This window comes from Burkholderia sp. Tr-20390, assembly GCF_017104595.1.
In the GTDB taxonomy this organism is placed as follows: domain Bacteria; phylum Pseudomonadota; class Gammaproteobacteria; order Burkholderiales; family Burkholderiaceae; genus Burkholderia.
Map to the genome: position 1 here is coordinate 28897 of NZ_JAAGPC010000043.1, position 26980 is coordinate 55876.

The following is a 26980-nucleotide window of genomic DNA, read 5'->3' on the forward strand; positions in this document are numbered from 1 at the left end:
CGCGCGGCGCGGCCCCGCGGCGGGTCGCGGGATTACTGCTGCGCTTTCGCGCCGTAGCGCTTCTGCCACGTATCGAGAATCGACTGGCGGTTCTTCGCCGACCACACGAAATCGTTCTTCACGAGCAGGTCCGAGTAGTTGTCGGGGATGCCGGCCAGCTTGCGTGCGACACCCGGGTACGCGACGATCGCCCACCAGCGCGCGGTGATCTGGTTCGCCTCCTTGCTCGCCATGAAGTCGGCGAGCTTCTTCGCGGCGTCGGGCTGCTTCGTCGTCTTCATGATCGCGGTGCCTTCCATGTCCCAGCCGAGCCCTTCCTTCGGGAACACGAGATCGATCGGCGCGCCCTGCGACTGCAGTTCGTGGCCGCGGAACTCGAACGAGATGCCGATCGGGAATTCGCCAGTGCCGGCGAGCGTGCACGGCTTCGAGCCCGAGTGCACGTATTGCGCGACGTTCTTGTCGAGCGCGTCCATGAATTTCCAGCCTTTGTCGTCGCCGAAGGTCTGCAGCCACGCGGTCACGTCGAGGTAGCCGGTGCCGGACGAAACCGGGCTCGGCATCACGATCGCGCCTTTATAGACGGGCTTCGTCAGGTCTTCCCACGACGTGGGCTTCGGGATGCCCTTCGCCTGCGCGGCGACGCGGTTGTAGCAGATCGTCGCGCCCCACACGTCCATGCCGACCCAGTGCGGCGGCGTGTTGGCGTCGCTGTACTTGCGCGTGAGCTGGTCGAAGCCCTTCGGCGCGTACGGCATCAGCATCCCCTGCAGGTCCAGCAGCGTGAGGCTCGACGCGGCGAGGCCGAGCACGACGTCCGCGCGCGGGTTGTTCTTCTCCGCGAGGAGCTTCGCGGTGACCGAGCCGGTCGAGTCGCGCACCCAGCGGATCTCGATATCGGGGTTCGCTTTCTCGAATGCGTCCTTGTAGGGCTTCATCGCCTCGTCTTCCAGCGCGGTGTAGACGAGCAGCGACGTCTTCGCGTGCGCCGCCTGCACCGCACCGAGCGCGACCGCCGCGGCCAGCGCGAAACGGGCCGCGCCCGCCGCCCATGCGTTCAAACGCTTGTTTACCGGCACTTCGTTCATCTTCAGACCCCTTGACTGTGGCGCCGCGGCACGCGGCGGATGAGTGGAGACCAGCCCTCTTGCTGCACCGTTGTTTTGCTTTCTGTTCTCTGCATGTTGTTGACAATCTACAAATCATCAATTTTAATGTCAAGCATGGAAAACACCTCCCTTCGGCGCGGCGCGGGCGCCGACGGCTCACCCCTTCGACCTGAAAGGAATGAACGTCATGAATGAAACGCCTGTATCCGTGGAAGTGAACGGCCGCCGCTACAACTGGATGAGCCGGCCCGTGGTGGTCGTGTGCGTCGATGGCTGCGCATACGAATATCTGGAAGAAGCGGCCGAGGCCGGCGTCGCGCCGTTCCTGCGCACGCTGCTGAAGCCGGGCACGGCGCTCAAGGGCGAGTGCGTGGTGCCGAGCTTCACGAACCCGAACAACCTGTCGATCGTGACAGGCGTGCCGCCGGCGGTGCATGGGATAAGCGGCAACTACTTCTACGATCGCGACACCGGCGCCGAGGTGCTGATGAACGATCCGAAGTACCTGGTCGCACCGACCGTGCTCGCGACCTTCGCGGAGCAGGGTGCGAAAGTCGCGGTCGTCACCGCGAAGGACAAGCTGCGCCGCCTGCTCGGCAAGGGGCTGAAGGGCATCTGCTTCTCGTCGGAAAAGGCCGACGAGGCGAGCATCGAGGAAAACGGCATCGACAACGTGCTCGAGCTGGTCGGCAAGCCGGTGCCGAGCGTGTACAGCGCGGATCTCTCGGAATTCGTGTTCGCCGCCGGCGTGCGCCTGCTCGAGACGCGCCCGATCGACCTGATGTACCTGTCGACCACCGACTACGTGCAGCACAAGTGCGCGCCCGGCACGGAAGGCGCGAACGCGTTCTACGCAATGATGGACACGTACCTGCAGCGCCTCGACGCGCTCGGCGCGATCGTCGCGATCACGGCCGACCACGGAATGAATGCGAAGCACGACGACGAAACCGGCGAGCCGAACGTGATCTACCTGCAGGAGCTGTTCGACGAGTGGCTTGGCGAGGATGCGGCGCGCGTGATCCTGCCGATCACCGATCCGTACGTCGTGCACCACGGCGCGCTCGGCTCGTTCGCGACCGTCTACGTGCCGGCGACGGCCGACGCCGAAGCGCTGCGCGCACGGCTCGCCGCGGTCGACGGCATCGAGGTCGTGCTCACGGGCGCCGAGGGTTGCGCGCGCTTCGAGCTGCCGCCGGCGCGGATGGGCGACCTGATCGTGATCTCGAAGCAGGACGTCGTGCTCGGCACGCGCCGCATCAAGCACGACCTGTCGGGTCTCGACGTGCCGCTGCGCTCGCACGGCGGGATCTCCGAGCAGATCGTGCCGCTGATCTTCAGCAAGCCGGTCGCCGGCGACGTCTCGGGCCGCGCGCGGCTGCGCAACTTCGACATCATCGACATCGCGCTCAACCATCTGCAGTGATGCGCACGCATCCGTAAGGGGACACACTCATGAACGCCATTGCAGCATCGACGGACGTCCGCGAGATTCGTCGCGAAGCACTGCGAATCGATGGGGAACGGATTCATCGGGACGCGGTAATCGAAGTGCGCAACCCGTACGACGGCGCGCTGGTCGGCACCGTGCCGAAGGCGACGCTGGACGACGTGCGGCGCGCGTTTGCCGCCGCACGCGCCTACCGGCCGACGCTGACGCGCCACGATCGGGCAGCGATCCTGCGCCGCGCGGCCGACATCGTGCGCTCGCGCACTGCCGAGATCGCGGCGCTGATCACGGCCGAGGCCGGCTTGTGCATCAAGGATTCCACATACGAAGCCGGCCGCGTGGCCGACGTGCTGACGTTCGGTGCCGGTGAAGTGCTGAAGGACGACGGGCAGATCTTCTCGTGCGACCTGACTCCGCACGGCAAGAAGCGCCGCGTGTACACGCAGCGCGACCCGCTGCTCGGCGTGATTTCCGCGATCACGCCGTTCAATCACCCGATGAACCAGGTCGCGCACAAGATCGTGCCGTCGGTCGCGACCAACAACCGGATCGTGGTGAAGCCGTCGGAGAAGGTGCCGCTATCGTGCTACCTGTTCGCGGACATCCTGTATGAAGCCGGGTTGCCGCCGCAGATGCTGCAGGTGCTCACCGGTGATCCGAAGGAGATCGCCGACGAGCTGATCACGAACCCGGCGATCGATCTCATCACGTTCACGGGCGGCGTATCGATCGGCAAGTCGATTGCGTCGCGGATGGGCTACCGGCGCGCGGTGCTCGAACTCGGCGGCAACGATCCGATCATCGTGATGGAAGACGCCGATCTCGACGAAGCGAGCACGCTCGCGGTGTCGGGCTCGTACAAGAACTCGGGGCAGCGCTGCACGGCGATCAAGCGGATGCTCGTGCACGAGTCGGTGGCCGATCGCTTCACGGAACTGGTGGTCGAGAAAACGAAGGCGTGGTCGTACGGCAACCCGGCCGATCCGTCGGTGGACATGGGCACGGTGATCGACGAAGCGGCCGCGAAGTTCTGCGAGCAGCAGGTGAATGACGCGATCGCACGCGGTGCGCGGCTGCTGGTCGGCAACGTCCGCAACGGTGCGCTGTATTCGCCGACGGTGATCGATCGCGTGACGCCCGACATGCCGCTCGTGAAGTACGAAACCTTCGGCCCCGTGTCGCCGATCATGCGTTTCCGCGACATCGACGAAGCGATCCGGATGTCGAACAGCACTGACTATGCGCTGTCGTCGTCGGTCTGCACGAACCGCTTCGACCACATCACGCGCTTCATCACCGAGCTGGAAGTCGGCAGCGTGAACGTGCGCGAAGTGCCGGGCTACCGGCTCGAGCTGACGCCGTTCGGCGGCGTGAAGGATTCGGGGCTCGGGTACAAGGAAGGCGTGCAGGAAGCAATGAAGAGCTTCACGAATACGAAGACGTATTCGCTGCCGTGGTAAGCGACGTGTGATGTGCGCGCGCCGGCTCGAAGGCCGGCGCGCGGAGATTCTCCGGGCGGGATGCGCCCGCGATGGCTGCCAGGCGACGGTCAATCGTCGTCGTCGTGGTGGTGATGTCGCCAGCCGCGATGCCAGCCGTTGTCGTGACGGTAGCGGCGATAGCGATATTCGCCGTAGTACGGGCCGTAATAGGTGGGTGCCGGCTCGTACACGACGGGCGGCGGCGTGTAGTAGACAGGCGGCGGCGCCTCGATCACCGGCCCCGGCACGCCCAAGTACACGCCGACGTCGGCGTGCGCGAATGCGCCTGCCGACAGGCAGGCGGCCGCGAGGCCGACGGCACTGGAGAACAGGATGCGTTTCATTTGCCGTTCACTCCGTTCGCGGGGGCAAGGCCCGCGAGCAACAGGTTGACCTGCCTTCATGGTACGTAGCGCATGCCGAACGGGTGATACCACGGTGTCGCTTCTGTAACCGCCGGTAACGAATCGTCGGATCATTGCCGCGCTGCATCGCGACGGATTTCATCTGAGGGATGAGGGGGCTGGCCGGCGCGTTATTCGTCGCGCTCATATCGATAGCCGATTTGCGTTTTTGCCGGGCCTCGACGCGTCGGTAGAATTCGCGGACCTCTCGAACGGCATATATGTGCCGCGGGACCATTCCCTCCAATCATTCGGGGTCCGCACCATGAAATTCCTTCGCTCCATCCTGGTCGTCGCCATGCTGCAGGCCGTTTCGGTCACGAGCGCGCTGGCTGCCGACGACCTGTCGCAGATCAAGTCGTCCGGCGTGTTCCGGGTCGGTACCGAAGGCACGTACGCGCCGTTCACGTACCACGACGAAACCGGCAAGCTGACGGGCTTCGACGTCGACATCGCGACCGCGATCGCGCAGCGCCTCGGCGTGAAGCCGCAGTTCGTCGAAGGCAAGTGGGACGGGCTGATCGCGGGCCTCGACGTGAACCGCTACGACGCGGTCGTCAACGAAGTGTCGATCACCGACGCGCGCAAGGCGAAATACGATTTCTCGACGCCGTACATCACGTCGCGCGCGGTGCTGATCGTGCGTGCGGACAACACGACGATCCGCTCGTTCGACGACCTCAAGGGCAAGAAATCCGCGAACACGCTGACCAGCAATTTTGGCAAGCTCGCGGCCGCGCACGGCGCGGACGTCGTGCCCGTGCAGGGCTTCAACGAATCGATCGACCTGCTGAGCTCGGGGCGCGTCGACGCGACGATCAACGATTCGCTGTCGTACCTCGATTTCCGCAAGCACAAGCCGGACGCGAAGCTGAAGATCGCGGCGACCGACACGGGCGGCGCGAGCGACGCATCGGGCGTGCTGCTGCGCAAGGGCAGCCCCGCGCTGGTGGCCGCGATCGACAAGGCGCTCGCGGACATCAAGGCCGACGGCACCTACGCGAAGATCTCGCAGAAGTATTTCGGCCGCGACGTGTCGCAGCCGTGACGCGAGGCTGAACGATGCCGGCCTGGCTTCACCTGATGGCGGAATCGCTGCGGCCCCTGCTCGTCGCGGGGCTCGTGTTCACGGTACCGCTCACGCTCGCGTCGTTCGCGATCGGCCTGTTGCTCGCCTTCGGCGCGGCGCTCACGCGGCTGTTCGGGCCGCGCTGGGCGCAGGCCGCCGTCCGTTTCTACATCTGGCTGTTTCGCGGTTCGCCGCTGCTCGTGCAGCTGTTCGTGATCTTCTACGGTTTGCCGAGCGTCGGCATCGTGCTCGATCCGCTGACGGCCGCGGTGATCGGCTTCTCGCTGAACGTCGGTGCGTACAACGCCGAGGTGATCCGTGGCGTGATCGAATCGATTCCGAAGGGGCAGTGGGAAGCCGCGTACTCGATGGCGATGACGCGCCCGCAGGCGCTGCGCCGCGCGATCCTGCCGCAGGCCGCGCGCGTCGCGCTGCCCGCATTGTCGAATTCGTTCATTTCGCTCGTGAAGGACACGTCGCTCGCGGCCGTGCTGACCGTGCCGGAGATCTTCCAGGCCGCGCAGCGGATCGCGGCCGTCACCTACGAGCCGATGATTCTCTATACGGAAGCCGCGCTGGTCTATCTGCTGCTCAGTTCGGTGCTGTCCACGCTGCAGCGTCGCCTCGAAATCCGCTTCGGCCGTCATGCGCTGTTCCAGGCGGAACTGCGATGATCAGGCTCGAACGCATCGACAAGTCGTTCGGCACGCACCGCGTGCTGCAAGGGATCGACCTCGCGTTGCAACCCGGCAGCGTGACGGCGCTGATCGGGCCGTCCGGCAGCGGCAAGAGCACGCTGCTGCGTTGCGTGAACCTGCTCGAGGTGCCCGAGGCGGGCACGCTGACGGTCGGCGACGCGCGCATCGACTTCTCGCCGGCGCAGCGGCCGGCGCGCGACGCCGTGTTCGCGGTGCGACGCCAGACCGGCATGGTGTTCCAGAACTTCCAGCTGTTTCCGCACCTGAGCGTCGTGCAGAACGTGATGGAAGGGCTCGTCACCGTGCAGCGCTGGCCGCGCGAACGAGCCCGCGAACGCGCGCTCGCGCTGCTCGAGAAGGTCGGCATCGCGGACAAGGCCGACGCGTGGCCCGGCACGCTGTCGGGCGGCCAGCAGCAACGCGTCGCGATCGCGCGTGCGCTCGCGCCGTCGCCGCAGGTGCTGTTGTGCGACGAGCCGACGTCGGCGCTCGATCCGGAACTGTCCGTCGAAGTGGTCGAGGTGCTGCGCCAGCTCGCACGGGAAGGCACGACGATGCTGATGGCCACCCACGACCTGCGCCTGGCCGCGTCGATTGCACACGACGCGGTGTTTCTCGCGGAAGGCCGCGTTGTCGAAGCCGGTGCGTCGCGCGACCTGTTCGGCGACCCGCGCGATCCGCGCACCGCGAAATTCATCTCGACGCTCGCGCAGGGCGTGCCGGTGTTCTGACGCGGCACACGTGACAAGCGACATGCGCGTCGGCGGGCGTCAACCTTGCCCTGATGCGTCGAGCACCGCCGCGACGATCGCCTCCGGTGCATCTTCCTGTACCAGATGGCCTGCGCCCGGCACCCGAATCAGCTGGCCGTGTGCGATGCGATCGGCCAGCGCCTGCCCCTGTTCGAGCGGAATCCACGCGTCGTCCTCGCCCCACACGATGCGCACCGGAAAGTCCGGCGGCGCGTAACGCGCCTCGGCTTCCTCGATGTAGCGCTGGCGCATCTGCGCGATCTGGCGATAGAACGCGGCCTGCCCGGCGGGCGTGAGCCACGGCGCGCGGTAGATCGACAGCGCCTCGTCGCTCAGCGGCCGCGCGACCGCCTTGCCGAGATACGCCGACACGAGCGCGTGATGCGCATACGCGGGCAATCCGGTGAAGGCGGCTTCGTGCTGCGCGACATGACGCACGAACGGCGAACCCTGCGGCGCGATCGCGACCGGATTCACGAGCGTGAGATCCGCATAGGCGACGCCGTCGAGAAAGTGCGCGCGCAGCACGGTTGCGCCGCCGTAGTCGTGCGCGAGTACGCGGGGGCGCGAGATGTTCCACTCGTCGAGCAGCGCGCCGAACAGCCTGTTCTGGCGGCCGAGCGACACGTCCGCGTCCGGCATGTCGGACTGACCGTACCCGAGCAGGTCGTAGAAGAACACGCGATGACGCCGCGCGAGCCACGGCGCGATCCGGCGCCACACCTGCGACGAAAACGGCGTGCCGTGCACGAGCACGAGCGGCGGGCCTTCGCCGATCGTTCCCCAGGCAATCCGGTGGCCTTCGAAAATGAAGCGGTTGGCGAGTTCGAGCATCGGCCTCTCCGTGCTAACCTGTTTTGGTTGTTAACAGGTTACTCCCGATTGCCCGGGTGTGAAACCGATAGGTGAAAATAAATGGTTACTCGACATGAGTCCGCGCGGGCCGCGCACGCATGGGGTTCAGCCGATTTCGTCGGCGGCCATCCGGCGCTCGATTTCCTCAACACGGTGGCCGATACGGGCAAGACGCGCGACGCGGACAAGCTCGTCGACTGGCCGGCCGTGCATGCGTGGGCGGAACGATCGGGGCTGCTGGCGCCGGCCGATCTGGCGCGGCTGCTGCGTCATGCGCGGCAGGACGACGCGGACGCGCTGGCGGCGCTGCATCGCTTTCGCGAGGATGCCTACACGGCAATCTTGCACCTGACGGCCGGAGGCGGCGGCACGACCGGCGCGCGCGCGGCGGACTGGCTCGCCGTCGCGATTCGCGAGGCGATCGGGCGCAGCGCGTTTGATGCGGTCGACGGCCGGTTCGCATGGCGGCCCGACGCGCGTGCCGCGTCGCGCTGGGTCGACGCGGCCGCGCTCGGCTTCGAGCAACTGCTGCGCAGCGACGATTCCGCGCGGGTGAGGCAGTGTGGCCGGTGCACGTGGTTCTTCGTCGATCGCGGCCGCGGCGTCGGGCGCCGCTGGTGCGACATGCGCACGTGCGGGAACCGCGCGAAGGTGGAGGCGTTCAGGGAGCGGTGACGCGCGCGCCGTACCGCTTGTCGTGCCACGCGATGCGCGGCCGGCGCGCGAGCGTCATGGGGCGATCTCGTGCGACCGATGCTCCGGCCACAGCGTCGCGGCGACGAACAGCCCGGCCGCGAGGAACGGCGCACCGATTGCGAGCAGGATGGCCGTGAGGCCCCAGCGATCCCAGAAGCGGTCGACGACCGCGCGCTCGGGGGTGACGGGGTCGTACAGCACGTTGACCGCTTCGCCTTCCTGCAGGCCCGGATGCGACGACGCCGCGCCCTGGGCGAACGTGATCCGGCGTCCGCTGTCGGTCGTGAACGCGACGATTGCCGAATACAGCGACGTGCGCGAGCGGGCCGACCTCGCATTTTTTGCGATCTCGACGACGTGGCCGGTCGAGCGCGCGTAGTGGTGGGCGATCTGCCACTGACGCAGGCCGGCTGCGCCGGCACCGGCAATGAAGCCCGTGCCGATCGTGATCGGAATCAGCACGATCGCGATATCCCAGCGGCGTCGCGCCTGCTTGCGCTCGGCCCGGGCGGGCGGCGCATCGGATTGCATGCGGTGGCGCTTGCCGGCGATCAGCAGGGCGCCGATCGCGAACGACGCGACGGCGAGCAGCGCTGCCACCGACGCCGGAAACCAGCGTTGTGCGAAATCGTCGATCAGCGCGGGGCGCTCGGGATGGACGGGATCGAGCAGGACCTCGACGTTTTCGCCGATGTCGTAGGCGGGGGTGGTCGACGCGGTATTGCCGGCGACCTCGCGGCGCTGACCGTCGTTCGCGAGATACGCGACGATCGGCCGGTACGCGCGCATCGCGTCGCTGTCCTGCACGATACGGACGACCGTGCCCGGCGTGCGGACCAGATGACCGGTCGCCTGCCCGGTCGTGACGGCGAGCACGCCTGCCAGTACGAGCAGTACGACGCCGAGCGCCATGGCGACAAGCGCGTCCTTACCCGGCATGGCCGGATCCGGTTCGTGCGTCGCACTGCGGATGCCGGTGTGATCGTGGGAGCGGCGTGTCCCGACGGACTCGCCGATATTGGCGCAACCAGGCTCTCTGAATGGTCGCGTCTCGGTTACATGCTTCCATGTCTGACGTCCCATGTTCTCTCAGTGCCGGCGGGCAAACGGCAGTGCCTGCGCCGGTCGTGTGATATTTGTCGGACGATTCTAGCGGAAACGATGTGGAACAGGCGTGCGATGGCGTACTGCGACAGGGCGCGCGCCGCGCGTGCGACGGCGGAAAAGGAAAAAGCCCGGTTAGCTTTCGCTAACCGGGCTTCGGAATTCCTGGTGGGGCGTGAGTGACTCGAACACTCGACCTACGGATTAAGAGTCCGCTGCTCTACCAACTGAGCTAACGCCCCCAACAGAAGAAAGATTATGCACGGGTATTTCGGGTCTTGCAAGCCCTTTCTGCAAATTTCCTGAAAATATTTCGTCACCGCTACGGCAGCTGTCGGCCCGATGACGAGCGATCGCAGTTTTCGCGCTCCCGGTATGATGACGCCACACGTGTTGCGCGGCGGTCGCGCAACGCTTTCTGGGCTTCCCGAAGATGGACGAAAACGCAGTCCGCGAATTGCTGGATCGCCTGCTGGCCCCCTGGGTCCGCTCGCTCGGTCTGGTCCCCGTGTCGATCGGCGACGACAGCGTCACGCTGCGCCTGCCGTTTTCCGGCGAATTCCGCCATTCGGGCGGCATCATCTGCGGCCAGGTGTTCACGGCGGCCGCCGACACCGCGATGGTGGTCGCGATCTCGGTCGCGCTCGGCGAGTTCCGGCCGATGACCACCGTATCGCTGAACACGAACTTCATGCGGCCCGTGCGCAAGGGCGACGTGCTCGTCACCGCGCGCGTGCTGCGGATGGGCCGCAATCTCGTATTCGGCGAAGTCGAGCTGTTCGACGAGGACGGCAAGATGGCCGTTCACGCGACGTCGACCTACGCGCTCGTCAGCTGAGCGGCGCGATGTTCGACCAGATCGTCTTTGCGGGCGGCGGCAATCGCTGCTGGTGGCAGGCCGGCTTCTGGGATATCGCCCAGCCGGCGCTCGGCCTGCGCCCGCGCGTGATCACCGGCATCTCGGCCGGCGCGGCGACCGCGTGCATGCTGTATACGCGCGACGCCGCCTGGGTGATGCGCTATTACGAAGAGGCGCTGCGCCACAACCGGAAGAACGCGTACTGGGGCAACCTGTTCGGGCGCGAGCCCGTGTTTCCGCATTACCGGATTTACCGCCAGGCGCTGCTCGACATCTACGGCGAGCCGTTCGCGAAGCTGGCCGCGGCGCCGGAGATCCGCATCGGCGTGTCGCACGTGCCGCGCTGGCTCGGCGCGCGCAGCGCGGTGGCCGCCGGGCTCGTCGCGTACAACATCGAGAAGTACGTGCGCAAGACGCTGCACCCGACGCTCGGGCGCTCGCTCGGCTTTCGGCCGGAATTCGTGCGCGCGCAGGCCTGCGCGCGCGTCGACGATCTCGCCGACCTGATCCTGCAGTCGTCCTGCACGCCGCCGTTCACGCCGGTGCTGCGCCGCGGCGGCCGGCCCGTGCTGGATGGCGGGATGGTCGACAACGTGCCGGTCGACGCGCTCGACCCGACGCCCGGCGACGTGCTGGTGCTCGTCACGCGGCTGTACCCGCGCCCGCAGATGTTCACGGTCGCGCACGGCGAGCAGCGGCGGCTTTACGTCCAGCCGTCGAGCAAGGTGCCGATTTCGAGTTGGGATTACACGAGCCCGTCGCAGATGCGGCATGCGTACGATCTCGGGCGGCGCGACGGCGAGCATTTCCTCACGCGCGTCGGCGCGATGACGGGCGGCCGCGTGGCCGCCTGAAGACGGGAAGCAGGAAGCGGGGCCGCGCGGCAGGCGCGGCCCGCGGCGCTCAGCGCACGCGGCGCGGCGTCAGTGCTTCCGGGTTGACGACGCTCGACATGTCGCCCTGGTCGAACGCCAGGATGTTCCGGAATGCCGCGCTGAAGTAGAGCTCGTAGCTTTCGCGCTCGACGTAGCCGATGTGCGGCGTGCAGATCACGTTTTCCATCCGCAGCAGGCTGTAGCCCTGCAGGATCGGCTCGCTTTCGAACACGTCGATCGCGACCATTCCCGGGCGATTGTGCGACAGCGCGTTGACCAGTGCATTTTCCTCGAGCAATTCGGCGCGGCTCGTGTTGACGAGCAGCGACGTCGGCTTCATCCGCATCAGGTCTTCCTGCTTCACGATCCCGCGCGTGTCGTCATGCAGGCGCAGGTGCAGCGACAGCACGTCGCTCTGCTCGAACAGCGCTTCGCGGCTTTCGGCGGCCGTATAGCCGTCGGCGCGCGCGGCCTCGAGCGAATGCTCGCGGCCCCAGATCAGCACGTTCATCCCGAACGCCTTGCCGTAGCCGGCGACGAGCCGGCCGATCTTGCCGTAGCCCCAGATGCCGAGCGTCTGGCCGCGCAGCACCTGGCCGAGGCCGAAGTTCGGCGGCATCGCCGACGTCTTCAGGCCCGACTGTTGCCACGCGCCTTGCTTCAGGTTCGCGACGTATTGCGGAATGCGGCGCTGGGCGGCCATCACGAGCGCCCAGGTCAGTTCGGCGGGGGCAATCGGCGAGCCCGTGCCTTCGAGCACAGCGATGCCGCGGTCGGTACACGCTTCGAGATCGATGTGGCTCGAAATGCGGCCGGTCTGGCTGATCATGCGCAGGTTCGGCAGCTTGGCGAGCAGTTGCGACGAAATCGGGGTCCGTTCGCGAATCAGCACGAGCGCCTCGACTTCCGCCAGACGGCTGGCGAGCTGTCCCAATCCGCGCACCGTATTGTTGAAGACCTTCACGTCGTGGTCGGCAAGCATCTCGAAGCAGTTCAGCTTGCGGACGGCGTCCTGGTAGTCGTCGAGGATGGCAATTTTCATGGTGAGCGGGTGTCGCGCGTTGAAAGCGGCGGTGGCGGCGGCGCACGTCGCGCACCCGTCCCGCCCGGCCGGGGCCGACATGATGCTACGTCGGCCGCCTTCATGGTGTCTTTTTAACAGGTTGTTACGCTCCGCCGCAATTGGCGGCGGCCTGACCCGGCGCCGCTTGCGCGACGGGTGGAAGGGTGCGCTGTTGTGTCGCATCAAATACGTCCTTCCTGATTCGGCCACTTACTCGACGAGGTTCACCCAATTGTTGCTTCAATCAGAATAATTGGATCAACTATCCGCAGAAGGCGAGGATTTTTGACTATTTTTATCGTCAACCGGGGCCTTGTTGAGCAACTCTGCATCATTTCCGCTGTCGTAGGAGAATTACGCATTTGCTTCATCTTTTTGAAGTTGTAACAGCGGCAGGAGTCGTTTATGGATCATTTGCAGTCGATGCGCGTGTTCGTCAAGGTTGCAGATCTCGGCAGTTTTGCGCGGGCCGCGAGTGCAATGGATATCTCCAACGCGGTCGCGACGCGTCACGTCGCCGATCTGGAAGGCCGGCTCGGCACGCGTTTGCTGAACCGCACCACGCGCAGCCTTTCCCTGACGGAGTCGGGCCAGGTCTATCTGGAGCGTGCTCGCCAGATCCTCGATGAGCTCGAGGACGTCGAGCAGATGGTCGTTGCGCGCAATCACGAGCCGGTCGGAACGTTGCGCATCGTTGCGCCTGTCGTGTTCGGCCTGCACAACCTCGCGCCCGTGTTGCAGTCGTACACGGAGAATTTCCCGAAAGTGGTGCCGGATCTCACGCTGGTCGACCGGCAGGTCGATCTCGTCGAGGAAGGCTTCGACGTCGGCATCGTCGTCACGCGCCAGATGCGCAGCGCGAGCATCGTCACGCGGCGCCTGACCACCGGCTGCATGACCGTATGCGCGACGCCGAGCTATCTGGAGAAGCACGGCGTGCCGACCCATCCGGAGCATCTCGCCGAGCACCCGAGCCTGAGCCTGCCGACCGAATACTGGGGTGACGAGCGTGTGTTCACGGGGCCGGACGGCGAAGTGCGCGTGCGCCCGACCAATGTGATCGTCGCGAACAACACCGCGATGCTGCGCCAGTTCGCGCTGCTCGGGATGGGGGTCGCGATTCTGCCGAGCTACCTGATCGGCGGCGATATCGCGCGCGGCGCGCTCGTGCGGCTGCTGCCGGATTTCCGGCTGCCGCAGGTCGAGATCAACATCGCTTACCCGAGCCGGCGCCATCTGCCCGCGAAGGTGCGCACGTTCATCGACCACCTCGTCGAGCATTTCAGCCACTCGACCGACGCGACGATGGGCGAGCAGTGGGCCGCGCAGAGTTCGGCGCTCGCGCCGATCGGTGTCGAGACACGTGCCGAGCAGCCGGAAGCGGCCGACCCGAACCTGTCGCCGCGTCTGCCGCGTTCGCCGCGCACGCGCGTTGCGGCGCCGTCGCCGCTGTAACGGCGCGACGGCCGGGCGGCGGTTGCCGCCGGCACAAAAAAAACGCGGATCGAGCAATCGATCCGCGTTTTTTTATGGCTGCCTGCCCGAGTTCGGCATGGCCGGGGGGAGCCCCGGCCGTCAGGCCGTCACGAGCCCGTCTTGCGCGCCGTCGTCTTGCGGGCGGCGGTCTTGCGAGCCGGTGCCGGTTTCTCTTCGGCGCCTTCCGTCACGGTTTCGGCATCCTTCGTCGCCGATTTTGCCGTCTTCTTCGCGGCAGCGGCCTTCGGCTCCTTCTTCTCGAACTCGAAGCCGATCTTGCCGTCCGGCTGCTTCACGAGGAAGGCCTTGAAGTTGCGTCCCGTGCGCGACGACTTGAAGTTCGGCAGCAGATCCGTGCGGCCGTCGGCCAGCAGCTTGCCCATCTGCTCACGCGTGATTTCCTGCTGCAGGATCACCTTGCCCGAGCGGAAATCGCAGGTCTTCGGGTTGGCCACCGAGTGCTCGCACACGTAGCTCATCCCGTGCTCGAACACGCGGCCCTTGCACTTCGGGCACGCGCCGACCGGCTCCTGTGCGGAAAAGTCGGGCGCTTCGCCTTCCTCGCCGCCGGTGTCCTGGCCGAAATCGAACTCGAGCTTGTAGTTCTTCGTCTCGTCGTCGAAGGACAGCTTGAGGATCGCCGAGAACGGGCGGCCCATCTTGCTGCGGAAGCCGGACAGCGGGCCGATCGTCTTCTCGCGCAGCAGCTCCTCGACTTCCGCGATCTCGAACTGCCGGCTGCCCGGGATCTTCGAGATAGAGAACTCGCACTTCGTGCACGCGAAGCGGCGGTAGTTTTCCTTCACCTGGCCGCCGCAGTTCGGGCACGGCGTCTCGAGCGTCGCGTAATCGCCGGGGATCGTGTCCGAATCGTATTCCTTCGCGCGCTTCACGATCTGCTGCGTCATGCGGGCGATTTCCTGCATGAACGCTTCGCGCCCGAGGTTGCCGCGCTCCATCTGCGACAGCTTGTATTCCCATTCGCCGGTGAGCTCGGGCGCGGTGAGTTCCTTCACGCCGAGCCCGCGCAGCAGCGTCATCAGCTGGAATGCCTTCGCGGTCGGGATCAGTTCGCGGCCTTCGCGCACGAGGTACTTCTCGCCGAGCAGGCCTTCGATGATCGCCGCGCGCGTGGCCGGCGTGCCGAGGCCCTTCGCGGCCATCGCCTCGCGCAGTTCGTCGTCCTCGACGAGCTTGCCCGCGCCTTCCATCGCGGACAGCAGCGTCGCTTCCGAGTAGCGTGCGGGCGGCTTCGTGACGAGCGCGACGGCGGCGATTTCGTCCGTCTTCACCTTCTCGTCCTTCTGCACCGGCACGAGGTTCGCATCCGCGCCTTCGGCGTCGCGGCCGTACACCTGCAGCCAGCCCGGCTCGACGAGCACCTTGCCTTCGGTCTTGAAGTGATGGCCGGCGACTTCGGTGATCCGCGTCGTGACGCGGAATTCGGCGGCCGGGAAGAACACGGCGAGGAAGCGCTTCACGACCATGTCGTACAGCTTCTGCTCCGGCTCGGACAGCGACTTCGGCGCCTGCAGCGTCGGGATGATTGCAAAGTGGTCGCTGATCTTCGAGTTGTCGAAGATCCGCTTGTTCGGCTTCACCCAGCCCTTGTCGAGCACCTGCTTCGCGTGCGGCAGGTAATTGTTGCTCTCCTTGAGCATCTCGAGCGTGGACTGGACCGTCGACAGGTAGTCTTCCGGCAGCGCGCGCGCGTCGGTACGCGGGTAGGTCAGCACCTTGTGCTTTTCATACAGCGCCTGCGCGAGGCCGAGCGTGTTCTTCGCGGAGAAGCCGAAGCGGCTGTTCGCTTCACGCTGCAGGCTCGTCAGGTCGAACAGCAGCGGCGACAGCTGCGTCGACGGCTTCGATTCCTCGGAGACCGTGCCGACCTGGTCGCGGCACGCGGCGACGATCGTCTCGGCAGCCGGCAGGCTCCACAGGCGGGAGTCGCGCTTCTCCGGATCGAATTCGTCGCGCTTGAATTTCGGGTCGTACCACTTGCCTTCGTAGAAGCCGCCCGCGCATGCGAATTCGGCCTTCACTTCCCAGTAGTCGCGCGGGACGAAGCGGCGGATTTTCTCTTCGCGTTCGACGACGATCGACAACGTTGGCGTCTGAACGCGGCCAACTGTCGTCAGGAAGAAGCCGCCGCCCTTGCTGTTGAACGCGGTCATCGCGCGGGTGCCGTTGATCCCGACGAGCCAGTCGGCTTCCGAGCGGCAGCGTGCGGCGTCGGCGAGCGGCAGCATGTCCGCGTCGCTGCGCAGGTTCGCGAAGCCGTCGCGGATTGCCTGCGGGGTCATCGACTGCAGCCACAGGCGCTGGACCGGCTGCTTCGCCTTCGCGTGCTGCGCGATCAGGCGGAAAATCAGCTCGCCCTCGCGCCCCGCGTCACATGCGTTGATCAGGCGGTCGACGTCCTTGCGCTTCAACAGCTTGGTGAGCACCTTGAGGCGCGACTCGCTTTTTGCGATCGGGTTCAGGTCGAAATGCGGGGGGATGACGGGCAGATGCGCGAAGCTCCATTTCCCGCGCTTGACCTCGTACTCTTCCGGGGCGGCGATTTCCAGCAGGTGGCCGACAGCGGACGAAAGGACGAAATCGTCGCTCTCGTAATACTCGTCATGCTTGGTAAAGCCGCCCAAAGCGCGTGCGATGTCGTTCGCGACAGAAGGCTTTTCCGCAATGATCAGTGCTTTGGACATGACAGGTGTGTGTTGGTAGACCGGGTTCGCCGGTTGTGGGTCCCTTTTACGACCGCTTTATAGCACACGCCGCAGCAATGGCGGCTCAGCGCGTAAAAAGCGGCTCATCATAGAGGGGGGCCGCAACGGCGGCAAGCGCCCGGCGCGGCGGGGCGCGCAAACGCGCGCTAAACCACCGGCCGGCTCGCGAATTCAGGCTTCGACGGCCAGGATGTTGCGCAATTTCGGTGCGTGCGGCGCGCCGGGTACCGCGCTCAGGTCGGACAGCATCCGCTCGACGATCGCCGCATGCGGCAGCACCGTGCCGAAGAAGCGGGCGGTGTGGGTATCTTCGATCAGGATGGTCGGGAAGTTCTCGACGTCGAGATCGTCGAGCTGGTCGGCATGCGTTTCGATGTCGATCCAGGCGAAGCAGGCATCCGGATGCGCGTCGGCGAGCTGGTCGAAGGCCGTCCGGTAGTCGCGGCACGTGCCGCACCACTCGGCGCACAGGCAGGCGACGAGCAACGTGCCGGGATCGGCGAGGCGCTCGGCGATCCGATCCGCATCGGTGTCGAGATTCAGCGCGGGCATGGGTTTCCTTGGGTATCGTCGGCGGCCTTGCCGCCCCTATGCGGGGGAATGTAGCACGCCGTCCACGGGCGAGGTGCGCGCTGCGTCAAGCCGCGCGAAGCGTCCGCCGGGGAGGCTGGCGACGCGGCCGGCCAGTTCCAGCGCCAGCAGCGCGCGGTGCAGTACGTCGTCAGGCACGCCGCTGTGCTCGGCGATCCATTCGTAGGTGACGGGGCCGTATCCCAATGCGGCAAGCACGGCCTGCTCTGCCGGGGTGGCGGGCAGCGGTGGCGCCGGCGATGGTGCTTCGTCTCGGGCGGACGCGGTGGCCGGAACGGCATCGCCATTGTGGATAACATCGGCCGCGGCACGCTGAGTGGCGGTTTCGGTTTCGCGAAGGTCGCCGGTGCCCGCGCACGGATGCCCGGAGCACGCCGCACCGCCTGCCGTGCCGGCTTTCGATTCGCCCAGCCCGTATTCCTCGAGCACGTCGAGCGGCGCCGCCGTGAGCTTCGCGCCGTCGCGGATCAACGCGTGGCAGCCCTGCGCCAGCGGCGCATGGATCGAGCCCGGCATGGCGAACACATCGCGCCCCAGTTCGTTCGCGAGCCGCGCGGTGATCAGCGAACCGGAGCGCGGCGCGGCCTCGACGACGAGCGCGCCGATCGCGAGCGCGGCGATCAGCCGGTTGCGCTGCGGGAAGTGGGCGGCGCGGGCCGGCGTGCCGAGCGGCCATTCCGACACGATCGCGCCGTGCGCGGCGATCTCGTGGGCGAGCGCGCGGTGCCGCGCCGGGTAGACGAGATCGGCGCCGGTCGCGATCACCGCGACCGTGCCCGACCGGCCGTCGAGCCCGCCACGATGTGCGGCCGCGTCGATCCCGAGCGCGAGGCCCGACACGATCGGCAGCCCGGCGTCGGACAGTTCGCGCGCGAAGTGCGTTGCGTCGACGAGCCCCTGCGGCGTGGCGTGACGGCTGCCGACCACGGCGAGGCTGCGCGCGTGCAGCAGGTCGAGCCGGCCCTTTACATATAGCAGCAGCGGCGGATCGTGCAGGTCGCGCAACCGCGGCGGGTAGGCCGGATCGTTGAGCGTGACGAGCGCATTGCCCGGCGCGTCGAGCCACGCGAGCGCGGCGTCGGTGCGCGCGTCGAGATCGCCGCGCTCGCTTGCGCGCACGGCCAGGGCGGTGGCGGCGCTGGTTACGGCGGCGATGGCGTGGTCGGGCGTACGTAGAAGCGCGTCCGGCGAGCCGAACGCATCGAGCAGGGCCTGCAGCGCGGCCGGGGCGAGGCCGGGCGCATGCGCAAGCTGCAGCCACGCGCGCACGGCGGAGAGGGTCAGCGCTTGCGGCGACATGAGGCGCCCCTCGAATGCGGTGGCCAGCGGACCGCGTGGCGCCATGATAAAATTTTCATCATCCGAAATACTCGACAGGGCCGCGCGCGCAGGCGTCCGGCCAATTGCAGGAGGCGTGATCCGCGGCATTGATTCGCCGCGCGTCCGCCTCATCTTCATTGCATCCTGGCGGCAGCGCCAGCCGGCCGGATGGCCGATGCGGCACGCCGCTCCACCGAATACCGAACGCCATGGCTTTACTCAATATTCTTCATTACCCCGACAAGCGGCTGCACAAGGTCGCGAAGCCCGTCGACAAGGTCGACGACCGGATCCGCAAGCTCGTCGCCGACATGGCCGAGACCATGTATGCGGCGCCAGGGATCGGCCTTGCCGCCACGCAGGTCGACGTGCACGAGCGCGTGATCGTGATCGACGTCTCCGAGGAGAAGAACGAGCTGCGCGCGTTCATCAACCCGGAGATCGTGTGGTCGAGCGATGCAAAGCAGATCTATGAAGAGGGCTGCCTGTCGGTGCCCGGCATCTACGACGAAGTCGAGCGTCCCGATCATGTGCGCGTGCGCGCGCTCAACGAGCAGGGCGAGACTTTCGAACTCGACTGCGAGGGCCTGCTGGCCGTGTGCGTCCAGCACGAGATGGATCACCTGATGGGGCGCGTGTTCGTCGAATACCTGTCGCCGCTCAAGCAGACGCGCATCAAGACGAAGATGAAGAAACTCGAACGCGCGATGTAACGCGCGTTCGCCCAGCCCGACCCCGAACGCTGTCATGACCCATACGTTGCGCGTAGTTTTTGCCGGCACGCCGGAATTCGCCGCGGCTGCCCTCGCCGCGATCCACGAGGCCGGATTTCCGGTGCCGCTCGTGCTCACCCAGCCCGATCGCCCTGCCGGGCGCGGGATGAAACTGCAGGCGAGCGCGGTGAAGCGCTACGCCGTCGAGCACGGGATGCCCGTCGCGCAACCGCCGTCGCTGCGCCGGGCGGGCAAGTACCCGGCCGAGGCGGCCGACGCGATCGAGCTGCTGCGCTCGACGCCGCATGACGTGATGGTGGTCGCCGCCTACGGCCTGCTGCTGCCGCAGGAAGTGCTCGACATTCCGCGCGCCGGCTGCATCAACATTCACGCGTCGCTGCTGCCGCGCTGGCGCGGCGCCGCGCCGATCCACCGCGCGATCGAGGCCGGCGACGCCGAGACGGGCGTCACGCTGATGCAGATGGACATCGGCCTCGACACCGGCGCGATGATCGAGGAAGCGCGCATCGCGATCGCGCCCGACGAGACGACCGCGACGCTGCACGACCGGCTCGCCGCCGAAGGCGCGCGACTGATCGTCGACGCGCTCGTGCAGCTCGAGCGCGACGGCGTGCTGCCGGCGACGCCGCAGCCGGCCGACGGCGTGACCTATGCGGAAAAGATCGGCAAGCACGAAGCGGCGCTCGACTGGCGCAAGCCGGCCGACGTGCTTGCGCGCCAGGTGCGTGCGTTCGATCCGTTCCCGGGCGGCGTCGCGACGCTCGACGGCGCGGCGATCAAGCTGTGGGCAGCCGAGCCGGTGGCGGCGCGCGGCGACGCGGCGCCCGGCACGATCGTCGAAGCCGCACCGGAAGGCGTGGTCGTCGCGTGCGGCAGCGGTGCGCTGCGCGTCACGCAATTGCAGAAGCCGGGCGGCAAGCGGCTGCCCGCGCGCGAATTCCTGGCCGGCTCGCCGCTCGCCGCGGGTCAGCGTTTCGCGCTGACCGACGTTGCCTGACGCGGCCTGACCGCCATTCGACACGGCCTGCCGGGCGTGCGCAATCGGCCGGATGGCCGAGTCGCGCGGCGCGGCAGGCGCGCGTAGAATTTCCCTGCGCTCCCCGGTTTCGAGGTTTTCATGTTCGGCATCACCCATTTCGGCTTCTTCGTGCTGGCAGTCTTCCTGCTGAACGTCACGCCCGGCCCCGATACGGCCTATATCGTCGGCCGCAGCGTCGCGCAGGGCCGCGGCGCGGGGCTGATGTCGGCGTTCGGCATTTCGGCCGGCTGCTGCGTTCACGCGCTCGCTTGCGCATTCGGCCTGACCGCGCTGCTCGCGGCGTCGGCTGCCGCATTCACGGTGATCAAGCTGGTCGGCGCCGCCTACCTGATCTACCTGGGCGTGCGGATGATCATCGCGAAGCAGGCGGCCGAGCCGTCGGGCACGGCGGCCCCGCAAGCCGCGAAGCCGCTGCGCCAGCTGTTCATGCAGGGCTTCTGGACCAACGTGCTGAACCCGAAGGTCGTGCTGTTCTTCGTGTCGTTCTTCCCGCAGTTCGTGTCGGCCGACAGCCCGCACAAGGCATGGGCGTTCCTGACCCTCGGCGGTGTGTTCGTCGCGATGAGCACGGTGTGGACCAGCCTCGTCGCGTGGGTCGCGGGCAGTGTCACGGCGCGCTTCTCCGGCAAGCCGGGCGTCAAGAAGTGGCTTGACCGCACGGTCGGCAGCGCTTTCGTCGGCCTCGGTCTTCGTCTTGCAACCTCGCAACGGTGAGATTGAATTTTTCCGGCAAGACCTTATCTAACAAAACGCTTACAATTTTCCGCCGTGCTCTTTTGATGCGCGGCGGGTCCCCTGACGGATAAGGAGTGGGTATGTTCAATTGGGTCAAAACGGCGATGCTGATGGCCGCGATCACGGCCCTGTTCATCGTGATCGGCGGGATGATCGGCGGTTCGCGAGGCATGACGATCGCGCTGCTGTTCGCGCTCGGCATGAATTTCTTCTCTTACTGGTTCTCGGACAAGATGGTGCTGCGCATGTACAACGCGCAGGAAGTCGACGAGAACACGGCGCCGCAGTTCTACCGGATGGTGCGCGAGCTGGCCACGCGCGCGAACCTGCCGATGCCGCGCGTCTACCTGATCAACGAGGATGCGCCGAACGCGTTCGCAACGGGCCGCAACCCCGAGCACGCGGCAGTCGCCGCGACAACGGGCATCCTGCGCGTGCTGTCGGAGCGCGAGATGCGCGGCGTGATGGCGCACGAGCTCGCACACGTGAAGCACCGCGACATCCTGATCTCGACGATCACCGCGACGATGGCGGGCGCGATCTCGGCCATCGCGAACTTCGCGATGTTCTTCGGCGGGCGCGACGAGAATGGCCGGCCGGCCAACCCGATCGCGGGTATCGCGGTCGCGCTGCTCGCACCGATCGCAGGCGCGTTGATCCAGATGGCGATTTCGCGGGCACGCGAGTTCGAGGCGGACCGCGGCGGCGCGCAGATTTCCGGCGATCCGCAATCGCTTGCGACCGCGCTCGACAAGATCCATCGCTACGCGGCGGGCATCCCGTTCCAGGCGGCCGAGCAGCATCCGGCCACCGCGCAGATGATGATCATGAACCCGCTGCACGGTGGCGGCCTGCAGAATCTGTTCTCGACGCACCCGGCCACCGAGGAGCGCATCGCGCGCCTGATGGAGATGGCGCGTACCGGCCGCTTCGACTAAGCCACGGCACACACCGTGCGGCAGTTGCCGCGCGGGGGCCGTCACACCACCCCGCACGCTTCGCGCTGCGGGGTGTTTCATTTGCGCGTGCCGTAAAGGGGCCAAAGGGCCTGCAGCATCGCAGGCTACAATGCCCGGTTTGGGATGGCAGGGCCCACGGGCGCCGCGATCCCGCCGTTTGCCGCATGGGCTTGCTGTGCCTGTTGGCCGCGCTTGTTTGCCGAATTTGCTCCGATGACACGAACCCGTTCTACCGCTCCGTCTTCTTCCGGCCGCCCGGCGCGCCTGTCCGCGCTGCATCTCGCGCCCGATTCGCTCGGCTTCGCACTCGACGCGGCCGCGCAGGCGGTCGATGCGGTGCGGCGCGGCACCGCGCTGCCGGCGGCGCTGTCGGCGGTATTCGCGCAGATGCCGTCCGGTGCGCAGGCGCTCGCGCGCGGGGCGACGCAGGACGTCGCTTACCGGACGATGCGCCGTCTCGGCAGTGCGGACTGGCTGATCGGCCGGCTCATCAGCAAGGCGCCGCCCGCCTACGTGCACGCGGTGCTCGCTGGCGCGTTCGCGCTGCTGCTCGACCCGGCGGACGAGGCCGCGTATCCGGCGTTCACGGTGGTCGACCAGGCCGTGACCGTGATCGGGGCACGCCGAGAATGCGCGTTCGCGAAGGGGATGGTCAACGCGGTGCTGCGCCGTTTCCTGCGCGAGCGCGACGCGCTCGTCGCGGCGCTGCAGGACGATGTCGTCGCGCGCTGGAACTACCGCGCGTGGTGGGTCGCTTCGGTGCAGCGCGCGTGGCCCGACGCATGGCAGGCGATCCTCGAGGCCGGCGAGCGGCAAGGGCCGCTGACGCTGCGCGTGAACGCGCGCCGCGCGAGCGTCGACGCGTATCTCGAGACGCTGCGCGAGAACGGGATCGACGCGACCGCGATCGGCCGGCATGCGGTGCGGCTCGCGTCGGCGCTGCCGGTCGATCGCATTCCGGGGTTTGCCGACGGTGTCGTGTCGGTGCAGGACGCCGGCGCGCAGCTCGCCGCCGAATGGCTCGGTGCGCGCGACGGCATGCGCGTGCTCGACGCATGCGCGGCGCCCGGCGGCAAGACCGGTCATATTCTCGAATTGGCCGATGCGGAAGTCGTTGCGCTGGAAAGCGACGCCGCGCGCGCGGCACGGATCGGCGAGAACCTCGTGCGGCTGTCGCTCGAAGCGGACGTGCGCGTCGGCGACGCGGGGGCGCCGGACTCTTGGTACGACGGGCGCCCGTTCGACCGCATCCTTGCCGACGTGCCGTGCTCGGCGTCCGGCATCGTGCGTCGGCACCCCGACATTCGCTGGCTGCGCCGCGAGGCTGACATCCCGGCGCTCGTCGCGGAACAGCGCCGCATCCTGGCGGCGTTGTGGCCGCTCGTGAAGCCGGGCGGCGAACTGCTTTACGTGACCTGTTCGGTCTTCCCCGAGGAAGGCGAACTGCAGGCCCGCTGGTTTGAAGCGGCCTGTGAAGATGCGGTACGATTGGACGCCCCCGGCCAGCTGCTGCCGGGCGGAGTGCAGGGAGGGGCGGCCGCCGGCGCACTCGACCAGAACACCGATCACGACGGATTTTTCTACGCGCGGTTTCAGAAACGGTGACGATCAAACACCTTTTTCCACTTCGGCTCGCGGCCGTCCTGATGGTCGCGTTGACGCTGTGCCTGGCCGTCGTCCGGCCGGCGCATGCCGAGTCGATCGCCGTGCAGCGCGCGTCGCTCCAGTCCGACGGAAGCGGCTGGGCGCTCGACGCACGCTTCGATTTCGAGCTGAACCCGAACCTCGAGGATGCCGTCAACAAGGGCATTCCGCTTTATTTCACGACCGACTTCGAGTTGAGCCGTGCGCGCTGGTACTGGTTCGACGAGCAGCCGGTGGCGGTGACGCAGACGATCCGCCTGTCGTTCCAGCCGCTCACGCGCGAGTATCGCGTGTCGACGGGCGGCCTGCAGCTCGGTTTCCCGTCGCTGAAGGACGCGCTCGCGGTCGTCAGGCACATCACGTCGTGGCACGTGATCGACCGCAACCAGGTGCGCGCCGGTGAAACCTACACGGCGTCGGTGCGGATGCAGCTCGATACGGCGCTGATGCCGAAGCCGTTCCAGGTCGATGCCGTGAACAACCGCGACTGGACGCTCGGGTCCGACTGGAAGCGCTTCAACTTCACGGTGACCGAACGTGCTAAATAAAGTGCGCCGCGCGGCCAGCGGGAAGAGCCTCCTCATCCGCGTGATCGTCTCGACGGTCGCGCTGACCGCGCTGCTGCTGCTCGTGCTGCTCGCGGCCGCGAGCGCGAACACCGAATTCTTCGACCGCTACTACTCGTGGCTGTACGCGACGAACATCGTCGTCGCGCTCGTGTTCCTGCTCGTGGTGCTCGGGCTGATCGGGATGATCGTCGTGCGCCTGAGGAAGGGCAAGTTCGGCACGCGGCTGCTCGCGAAGCTCGCGGTGTTCTTCGCGCTCGTCGGCGTCGTGCCGGGCGGGATCATCTACATCGTGTCGTACCAGTTCGTGTCGCGCAGTATCGAGTCGTGGTTCGACGTGAACGTCGAGACGGCGCTGACGGCCGGCCTGAACCTCGGCCGCGGGATGCTCGATGCGTCGCTGTCCGATCTGCAGACGAAGGCGCGGCTGATGTCCGACCAGCTCGCGAGCGTCGATGCGAACACCAACGGCACGACGCTCACGTTGCTGCGCTTGCGCGACCAGTTCGGCGTGCAGGACGCGACGATCGTCGAGCCGAGCCGCGGCGGCTCGGGTGCGTCCCCCGACCTGCACATCGTCGCGCAGGCGTCGGGCAATTTCGCGGCACTGATTCCGGACGACCTGCCGACGCCGCTGATGCTGAACCAGGCGCGCGAACACGGCGCGTACGCGGCGATCGAGGGTGAAGTCGACGGCGACCCGCGCGCGCACGGCGCGAAGGGGGCGCTGCGGTTGCGCGTCGTGCGGCCGATTCCCGATGCATCGACGTCGTTGCTGCAGCCGGCGGAACGCTTCCTGCAGCTCACGCAGCCGGTGCCGCCGACGCTTGCCCACAACGCGGACGCCGTGCAGCGCGCGTATCGCGAGTACCAGGAAAAGTCGCTGGGCCGCACGGGGCTGCGCAAGATGTACATCGGCACGCTGACGCTTGCGCTGTTCCTCGCGACCTTCATCGCGATGATGCTCGCGCTCGCGCTCGGCCAGCAGCTCGCGCGGCCGCTGTTCCTGCTCGCGCAGGGCACGAAGGAGGTCACGGAAGGCGACTACACGCCGAAGCGCGAGATCAAGACGCGCGACGAGCTCGGCTTCCTCACGCAGTCGTTCAACGCGATGACGCGCCAGTTGTCCGAAGCGCGGCTCGCGGTCGAGAAGAACCGCGTCGCGCTCGAGCATTCGAAGACGTATCTCGAGAGCATCCTCGCGAACCTGACGGCCGGCGTGTTCGTGCTCGACCGCCAGTTCCGGCTGACGACGGCCAATCGCGGCGCCGAGCGGATCTTCCGGCAGCCGTTCAACACGCTGATCGGCACGACGCTCGACCGGATCGGCGTGGCCGCCGGGTTCGGCGCGATGGTGCGCAAGGCGTTCGCCGATCGCGAGGCGGCGTCCGACGGCGGCAGCGGCGATCGCGGCCACTGGCAGCAGCAGTTCGCGATCGAGGTGCCGGGCGAAGCCGATCCGCTGACCTTGCTCGTGCGCGGCACGCGCCTCGTGTCGACGGTCGAGGGGCAGGCCGACGATCCGCAGACGTCCGGTTACGTCGTCGTGTTCGACGACATCTCCGACGTGATTTCCGCGCAGCGTTCGGTCGCGTGGGGCGAGGTCGCGCGCCGGCTCGCGCACGAGATCAAGAATCCGCTGACGCCGATTCAGCTGTCGGCGGAGCGGCTGCAGATGAAGCTCTCCGACAAGCTCGCCCCGCCCGATGCCGATGTGCTCAAGCGCGGCGCGACGATGATCGTCAATCAGGTCGCCGCGATGAAGCGAATGGTCGACGATTTCCGCGAATACGCGCGCACGCCGCCGGCGGTACTCTCGAACCTGCAGTTGAACGAACTGGCGAGCGAGGTGCTGGGGCTGTACGGAGTGGGCGAAGGCAAGAGCGCGATCGTCGCCGAGCTCGCGCCGTCGCTGCCGGTGATACGCGGTGATGCGACGCAACTGCGCCAGGTGATTCACAACCTGCTGCAGAATGCGCAGGATTCGGTCGCGGAGTCGGCGCATCCGCGTGTGTTGATCGAAACCAAGACAGTAGAATATGGCGATCCCGACGCCGAGGGCAAAACGCGCGTCGCGGTACGTCTTACCGTGTCCGACAACGGGCCCGGTTTTCCGGCGCGCATCCTGACTCGCGCGTTCGAGCCTTATGTGACGACGAAGGCGAAGGGCACGGGTCTGGGGTTGGCCACGGTCAAGAAGATCGTCGATGAGCACGGTGCGCGGATCGATCTGCGCAATCGCATGCACGGCGAGACCGTCGAGGGTGCGCAGGTGTCGATCCTGTTCCTGCAGATGGCGAGCGATGCGCCAGGCGCCGAATCGGGCGTGCAGGACGGGGCGGCCCCCGCCAAGACAAAAGCAAGTGAGCAGACAAAGGCAGCGTAAATGGCAACCATCCTGGTGGTAGATGATGAAATGGGCATCCGGGAATTGCTCTCGGAGATCCTCAGCGATGAAGGACACGTCGTCGAGGCGGCGGAGAACGCGCAGGCCGCGCGGGAATACCGGTTGAATCAGGCGCCCGATCTCGTGCTGCTCGATATCTGGATGCCCGATACCGACGGCGTGACGTTGCTCAAGGAGTGGGCGGCGCAGGGGCTGCTGACGATGCCCGTGATCATGATGTCCGGGCACGCGACGATCGATACGGCCTATCCGGCCCAGCGGGTCGAGACCCTGCTGACGCTGGCCCGGCCGGCCGTCATCGTCGGCACCGACTGCCAGCCGCCGCCGGCGCTGGCGTCGATCCCGTTGGTCGATCCCGCGCGCCTGCC

The 26980-nt window shown here is 67.1% G+C and carries 25 protein-coding genes and 1 tRNA gene; 17 read left to right on the plus strand and 9 right to left on the minus strand.

The features are described from left to right. Positions 1-32: 32 nt before the first annotated feature. On the minus strand, positions 33-1088 hold the full coding sequence (locus tag G3N98_RS14430) for a putative 2-aminoethylphosphonate ABC transporter substrate-binding protein (RefSeq protein ID WP_089426608.1): 1056 nt from the start codon (positions 1086-1088) through the stop codon (positions 33-35). Between the two features lie 208 nt (positions 1089-1296). Here G3N98_RS14430 and phnA point away from each other — a divergent pair, with 208 nt between their 5' ends. Both phnA and phnY read left to right on the plus strand, forming a co-directional pair. Next, positions 1297-2535, plus strand: coding sequence for a phosphonoacetate hydrolase (gene phnA / locus G3N98_RS14435; protein WP_047852694.1), 1239 nt, complete (start codon positions 1297-1299; stop codon positions 2533-2535). Positions 2536-2564: 29 nt separating this feature from the next. Then, positions 2565-4019: a phosphonoacetaldehyde dehydrogenase gene (gene phnY, locus G3N98_RS14440; RefSeq protein WP_206148527.1), complete on the plus strand. Its 1455-nt coding sequence runs from the start codon at positions 2565-2567 to the stop codon at positions 4017-4019. Between the two features lie 89 nt (positions 4020-4108). Here the strand turns inward: phnY and G3N98_RS14445 are convergent, their stop codons facing one another. Beyond that, on the minus strand, positions 4109-4384 hold the full coding sequence (locus G3N98_RS14445) for a hypothetical protein (RefSeq protein WP_206148528.1): 276 nt from the start codon (positions 4382-4384) through the stop codon (positions 4109-4111). A gap of 325 nt (positions 4385-4709) precedes the next feature. Between G3N98_RS14445 and G3N98_RS14450 the strand changes: the two genes are divergently transcribed. Genes G3N98_RS14450 through G3N98_RS14460 form a run of 3 tightly spaced genes read left to right on the plus strand, consistent with a single transcriptional unit; the run spans position 4710 to position 6942 of the window. Continuing rightward, complete coding sequence (locus G3N98_RS14450) at positions 4710-5492, plus strand: amino acid ABC transporter substrate-binding protein (RefSeq protein ID WP_043185191.1); 783 nt, start codon at positions 4710-4712, stop codon at positions 5490-5492. Between the two features lie 14 nt (positions 5493-5506). Continuing rightward, entirely contained in the window at positions 5507-6187 is a 681-nt protein-coding gene (locus G3N98_RS14455) for an amino acid ABC transporter permease (RefSeq protein WP_089426605.1), read from the plus strand. Further along, entirely contained in the window at positions 6184-6942 is a 759-nt protein-coding gene (locus G3N98_RS14460; protein ID WP_174975896.1) for an amino acid ABC transporter ATP-binding protein, read from the plus strand. The genes G3N98_RS14455 and G3N98_RS14460 overlap by 4 nt, the downstream gene beginning before the upstream one ends. 39 nt (positions 6943-6981) lie before the next feature. On the opposite strand, the gene G3N98_RS14465 is transcribed toward G3N98_RS14460, so the two are convergent. Beyond that, on the minus strand, positions 6982-7797 hold the full coding sequence (locus tag G3N98_RS14465; RefSeq protein WP_206148529.1) for an alpha/beta fold hydrolase: 816 nt from the start codon (positions 7795-7797) through the stop codon (positions 6982-6984). An 81-nt stretch (positions 7798-7878) separates the two neighbouring features. Here G3N98_RS14465 and G3N98_RS14470 point away from each other — a divergent pair, with 81 nt between their 5' ends. Then, complete coding sequence (locus G3N98_RS14470) at positions 7879-8493, plus strand: CGNR zinc finger domain-containing protein (protein WP_206148530.1); 615 nt, start codon at positions 7879-7881, stop codon at positions 8491-8493. Positions 8494-8547: 54 nt separating this feature from the next. On the opposite strand, the gene G3N98_RS14475 is transcribed toward G3N98_RS14470, so the two are convergent. Both G3N98_RS14475 and G3N98_RS14480 read right to left on the minus strand, forming a co-directional pair. Next, positions 8548-9597 carry a DUF3592 domain-containing protein gene (locus G3N98_RS14475; protein WP_206148531.1) on the minus strand — a complete coding sequence of 350 codons (1050 nt, stop codon included), beginning with the start codon at positions 9595-9597 and terminating at the stop codon, positions 8548-8550. Between the two features lie 187 nt (positions 9598-9784). Beyond that, positions 9785-9860, minus strand: a tRNA-Lys gene (locus tag G3N98_RS14480). A 191-nt stretch (positions 9861-10051) separates the two neighbouring features. Between G3N98_RS14480 and G3N98_RS14485 the strand changes: the two genes are divergently transcribed. Both G3N98_RS14485 and G3N98_RS14490 read left to right on the plus strand, forming a co-directional pair. Beyond that, positions 10052-10456 carry a PaaI family thioesterase gene (locus tag G3N98_RS14485; RefSeq protein WP_059232891.1) on the plus strand — a complete coding sequence of 135 codons (405 nt, stop codon included), beginning with the start codon at positions 10052-10054 and terminating at the stop codon, positions 10454-10456. An 8-nt stretch (positions 10457-10464) separates the two neighbouring features. Then, the gene (locus G3N98_RS14490; protein WP_206148532.1) at positions 10465-11331 is read left to right on the plus strand and encodes a patatin-like phospholipase family protein; all 867 of its coding nucleotides are present in this window, start codon (positions 10465-10467) and stop codon (positions 11329-11331) included. Between the two features lie 49 nt (positions 11332-11380). Here the strand turns inward: G3N98_RS14490 and G3N98_RS14495 are convergent, their stop codons facing one another. After that, positions 11381-12394, minus strand: coding sequence for a D-2-hydroxyacid dehydrogenase family protein (locus tag G3N98_RS14495; RefSeq protein ID WP_089426599.1), 1014 nt, complete (start codon positions 12392-12394; stop codon positions 11381-11383). Positions 12395-12820: 426 nt separating this feature from the next. Between G3N98_RS14495 and G3N98_RS14500 the strand changes: the two genes are divergently transcribed. Then, complete coding sequence (locus tag G3N98_RS14500; RefSeq protein ID WP_089426598.1) at positions 12821-13870, plus strand: LysR family transcriptional regulator; 1050 nt, start codon at positions 12821-12823, stop codon at positions 13868-13870. A 128-nt stretch (positions 13871-13998) separates the two neighbouring features. Here the strand turns inward: G3N98_RS14500 and G3N98_RS14505 are convergent, their stop codons facing one another. The 3 genes from G3N98_RS14505 to dprA all read right to left on the minus strand — a co-directional run bounded on the left by G3N98_RS14505 (position 13999) and on the right by dprA (position 18552). Then, positions 13999-16596: a DNA topoisomerase III gene (locus G3N98_RS14505; protein ID WP_039353751.1), complete on the minus strand. Its 2598-nt coding sequence runs from the start codon at positions 16594-16596 to the stop codon at positions 13999-14001. Between the two features lie 192 nt (positions 16597-16788). Then, positions 16789-17169 (minus strand): thioredoxin family protein, encoded by a 381-nt coding sequence (locus G3N98_RS14510; RefSeq protein WP_039353754.1) that lies wholly within the window; start codon positions 17167-17169, stop codon positions 16789-16791. 36 nt (positions 17170-17205) lie between these two features. Continuing rightward, positions 17206-18552, minus strand: a complete 1347-nt coding sequence (gene dprA / locus G3N98_RS14515; RefSeq protein WP_206148533.1) for a DNA-processing protein DprA — start codon at positions 18550-18552, stop codon at positions 17206-17208. Positions 18553-18737: 185 nt separating this feature from the next. Between dprA and def the strand changes: the two genes are divergently transcribed. From def to G3N98_RS14555, 8 genes are all read left to right on the plus strand, one after another. After that, on the plus strand, positions 18738-19241 hold the full coding sequence (def, locus tag G3N98_RS14520; protein ID WP_006477461.1) for a peptide deformylase: 504 nt from the start codon (positions 18738-18740) through the stop codon (positions 19239-19241). Between the two features lie 34 nt (positions 19242-19275). Further along, the gene (fmt, locus tag G3N98_RS14525; RefSeq protein ID WP_089426595.1) at positions 19276-20259 is read left to right on the plus strand and encodes a methionyl-tRNA formyltransferase; all 984 of its coding nucleotides are present in this window, start codon (positions 19276-19278) and stop codon (positions 20257-20259) included. Positions 20260-20379: 120 nt separating this feature from the next. Then, the gene (locus G3N98_RS14530; protein ID WP_175236913.1) at positions 20380-21015 is read left to right on the plus strand and encodes a LysE family translocator; all 636 of its coding nucleotides are present in this window, start codon (positions 20380-20382) and stop codon (positions 21013-21015) included. 101 nt (positions 21016-21116) lie between these two features. Next, entirely contained in the window at positions 21117-21974 is an 858-nt protein-coding gene (gene htpX, locus G3N98_RS14535) for a zinc metalloprotease HtpX (RefSeq protein ID WP_011353570.1), read from the plus strand. Positions 21975-22208: 234 nt separating this feature from the next. Beyond that, positions 22209-23600 carry a 16S rRNA (cytosine(967)-C(5))-methyltransferase RsmB gene (rsmB, locus tag G3N98_RS14540; protein WP_206148534.1) on the plus strand — a complete coding sequence of 464 codons (1392 nt, stop codon included), beginning with the start codon at positions 22209-22211 and terminating at the stop codon, positions 23598-23600. Continuing rightward, entirely contained in the window at positions 23597-24187 is a 591-nt protein-coding gene (locus tag G3N98_RS14545; protein WP_039353770.1) for a DUF4390 domain-containing protein, read from the plus strand. Before rsmB ends, G3N98_RS14545 begins: the two co-directional genes overlap by 4 nt. Next, positions 24177-26591, plus strand: coding sequence for a sensor histidine kinase EsaS (gene esaS, locus G3N98_RS14550; RefSeq protein ID WP_089473746.1), 2415 nt, complete (start codon positions 24177-24179; stop codon positions 26589-26591). The genes G3N98_RS14545 and esaS overlap by 11 nt, the downstream gene beginning before the upstream one ends. Beyond that, positions 26592-26980, plus strand: a 389-nt coding sequence (locus G3N98_RS14555) for a response regulator (RefSeq protein WP_241025914.1), incomplete at its 3' end; no start/stop codon positions are given.

Excerpts from the sequence above, each read along its gene's own strand:
- G3N98_RS14495 (WP_089426599.1), bottom strand. The coding sequence starts at position 12,394 with ATGAAAATTGCCATCCTCGACGACTACCAGGACGCCGTCCGCAAGCTG.
- fmt (WP_089426595.1), top strand. The coding sequence starts at position 19,276 with ATGACCCATACGTTGCGCGTAGTTTTTGCCGGCACGCCGGAATTCGCC.
- G3N98_RS14455 (WP_089426605.1), top strand. The coding sequence starts at position 5,507 with ATGCCGGCCTGGCTTCACCTGATGGCGGAATCGCTGCGGCCCCTGCTC.
- G3N98_RS14460 (WP_174975896.1), top strand. The coding sequence starts at position 6,184 with ATGATCAGGCTCGAACGCATCGACAAGTCGTTCGGCACGCACCGCGTG.
- G3N98_RS14505 (WP_039353751.1), bottom strand. The coding sequence starts at position 16,596 with ATGTCCAAAGCACTGATCATTGCGGAAAAGCCTTCTGTCGCGAACGAC.
- G3N98_RS14450 (WP_043185191.1), top strand. The coding sequence starts at position 4,710 with ATGAAATTCCTTCGCTCCATCCTGGTCGTCGCCATGCTGCAGGCCGTT.
- G3N98_RS14470 (WP_206148530.1), top strand. The coding sequence starts at position 7,879 with ATGGTTACTCGACATGAGTCCGCGCGGGCCGCGCACGCATGGGGTTCA.
- htpX (WP_011353570.1), top strand. The coding sequence starts at position 21,117 with ATGTTCAATTGGGTCAAAACGGCGATGCTGATGGCCGCGATCACGGCC.
- phnA (WP_047852694.1), top strand. The coding sequence starts at position 1,297 with ATGAATGAAACGCCTGTATCCGTGGAAGTGAACGGCCGCCGCTACAAC.
- G3N98_RS14445 (WP_206148528.1), bottom strand. The coding sequence starts at position 4,384 with ATGAAACGCATCCTGTTCTCCAGTGCCGTCGGCCTCGCGGCCGCCTGC.
- G3N98_RS14430 (WP_089426608.1), bottom strand. The coding sequence starts at position 1,088 with ATGAACGAAGTGCCGGTAAACAAGCGTTTGAACGCATGGGCGGCGGGC.
- phnY (WP_206148527.1), top strand. The coding sequence starts at position 2,565 with ATGAACGCCATTGCAGCATCGACGGACGTCCGCGAGATTCGTCGCGAA.
- G3N98_RS14465 (WP_206148529.1), bottom strand. The coding sequence starts at position 7,797 with ATGCTCGAACTCGCCAACCGCTTCATTTTCGAAGGCCACCGGATTGCC.
- rsmB (WP_206148534.1), top strand. The coding sequence starts at position 22,209 with ATGACACGAACCCGTTCTACCGCTCCGTCTTCTTCCGGCCGCCCGGCG.
- G3N98_RS14510 (WP_039353754.1), bottom strand. The coding sequence starts at position 17,169 with ATGCCCGCGCTGAATCTCGACACCGATGCGGATCGGATCGCCGAGCGC.
- G3N98_RS14500 (WP_089426598.1), top strand. The coding sequence starts at position 12,821 with ATGGATCATTTGCAGTCGATGCGCGTGTTCGTCAAGGTTGCAGATCTC.
- G3N98_RS14485 (WP_059232891.1), top strand. The coding sequence starts at position 10,052 with ATGGACGAAAACGCAGTCCGCGAATTGCTGGATCGCCTGCTGGCCCCC.
- dprA (WP_206148533.1), bottom strand. The coding sequence starts at position 18,552 with ATGGCGCCACGCGGTCCGCTGGCCACCGCATTCGAGGGGCGCCTCATG.
- G3N98_RS14490 (WP_206148532.1), top strand. The coding sequence starts at position 10,465 with ATGTTCGACCAGATCGTCTTTGCGGGCGGCGGCAATCGCTGCTGGTGG.
- G3N98_RS14530 (WP_175236913.1), top strand. The coding sequence starts at position 20,380 with ATGTTCGGCATCACCCATTTCGGCTTCTTCGTGCTGGCAGTCTTCCTG.
- def (WP_006477461.1), top strand. The coding sequence starts at position 18,738 with ATGGCTTTACTCAATATTCTTCATTACCCCGACAAGCGGCTGCACAAG.
- G3N98_RS14475 (WP_206148531.1), bottom strand. The coding sequence starts at position 9,597 with ATGGGACGTCAGACATGGAAGCATGTAACCGAGACGCGACCATTCAGA.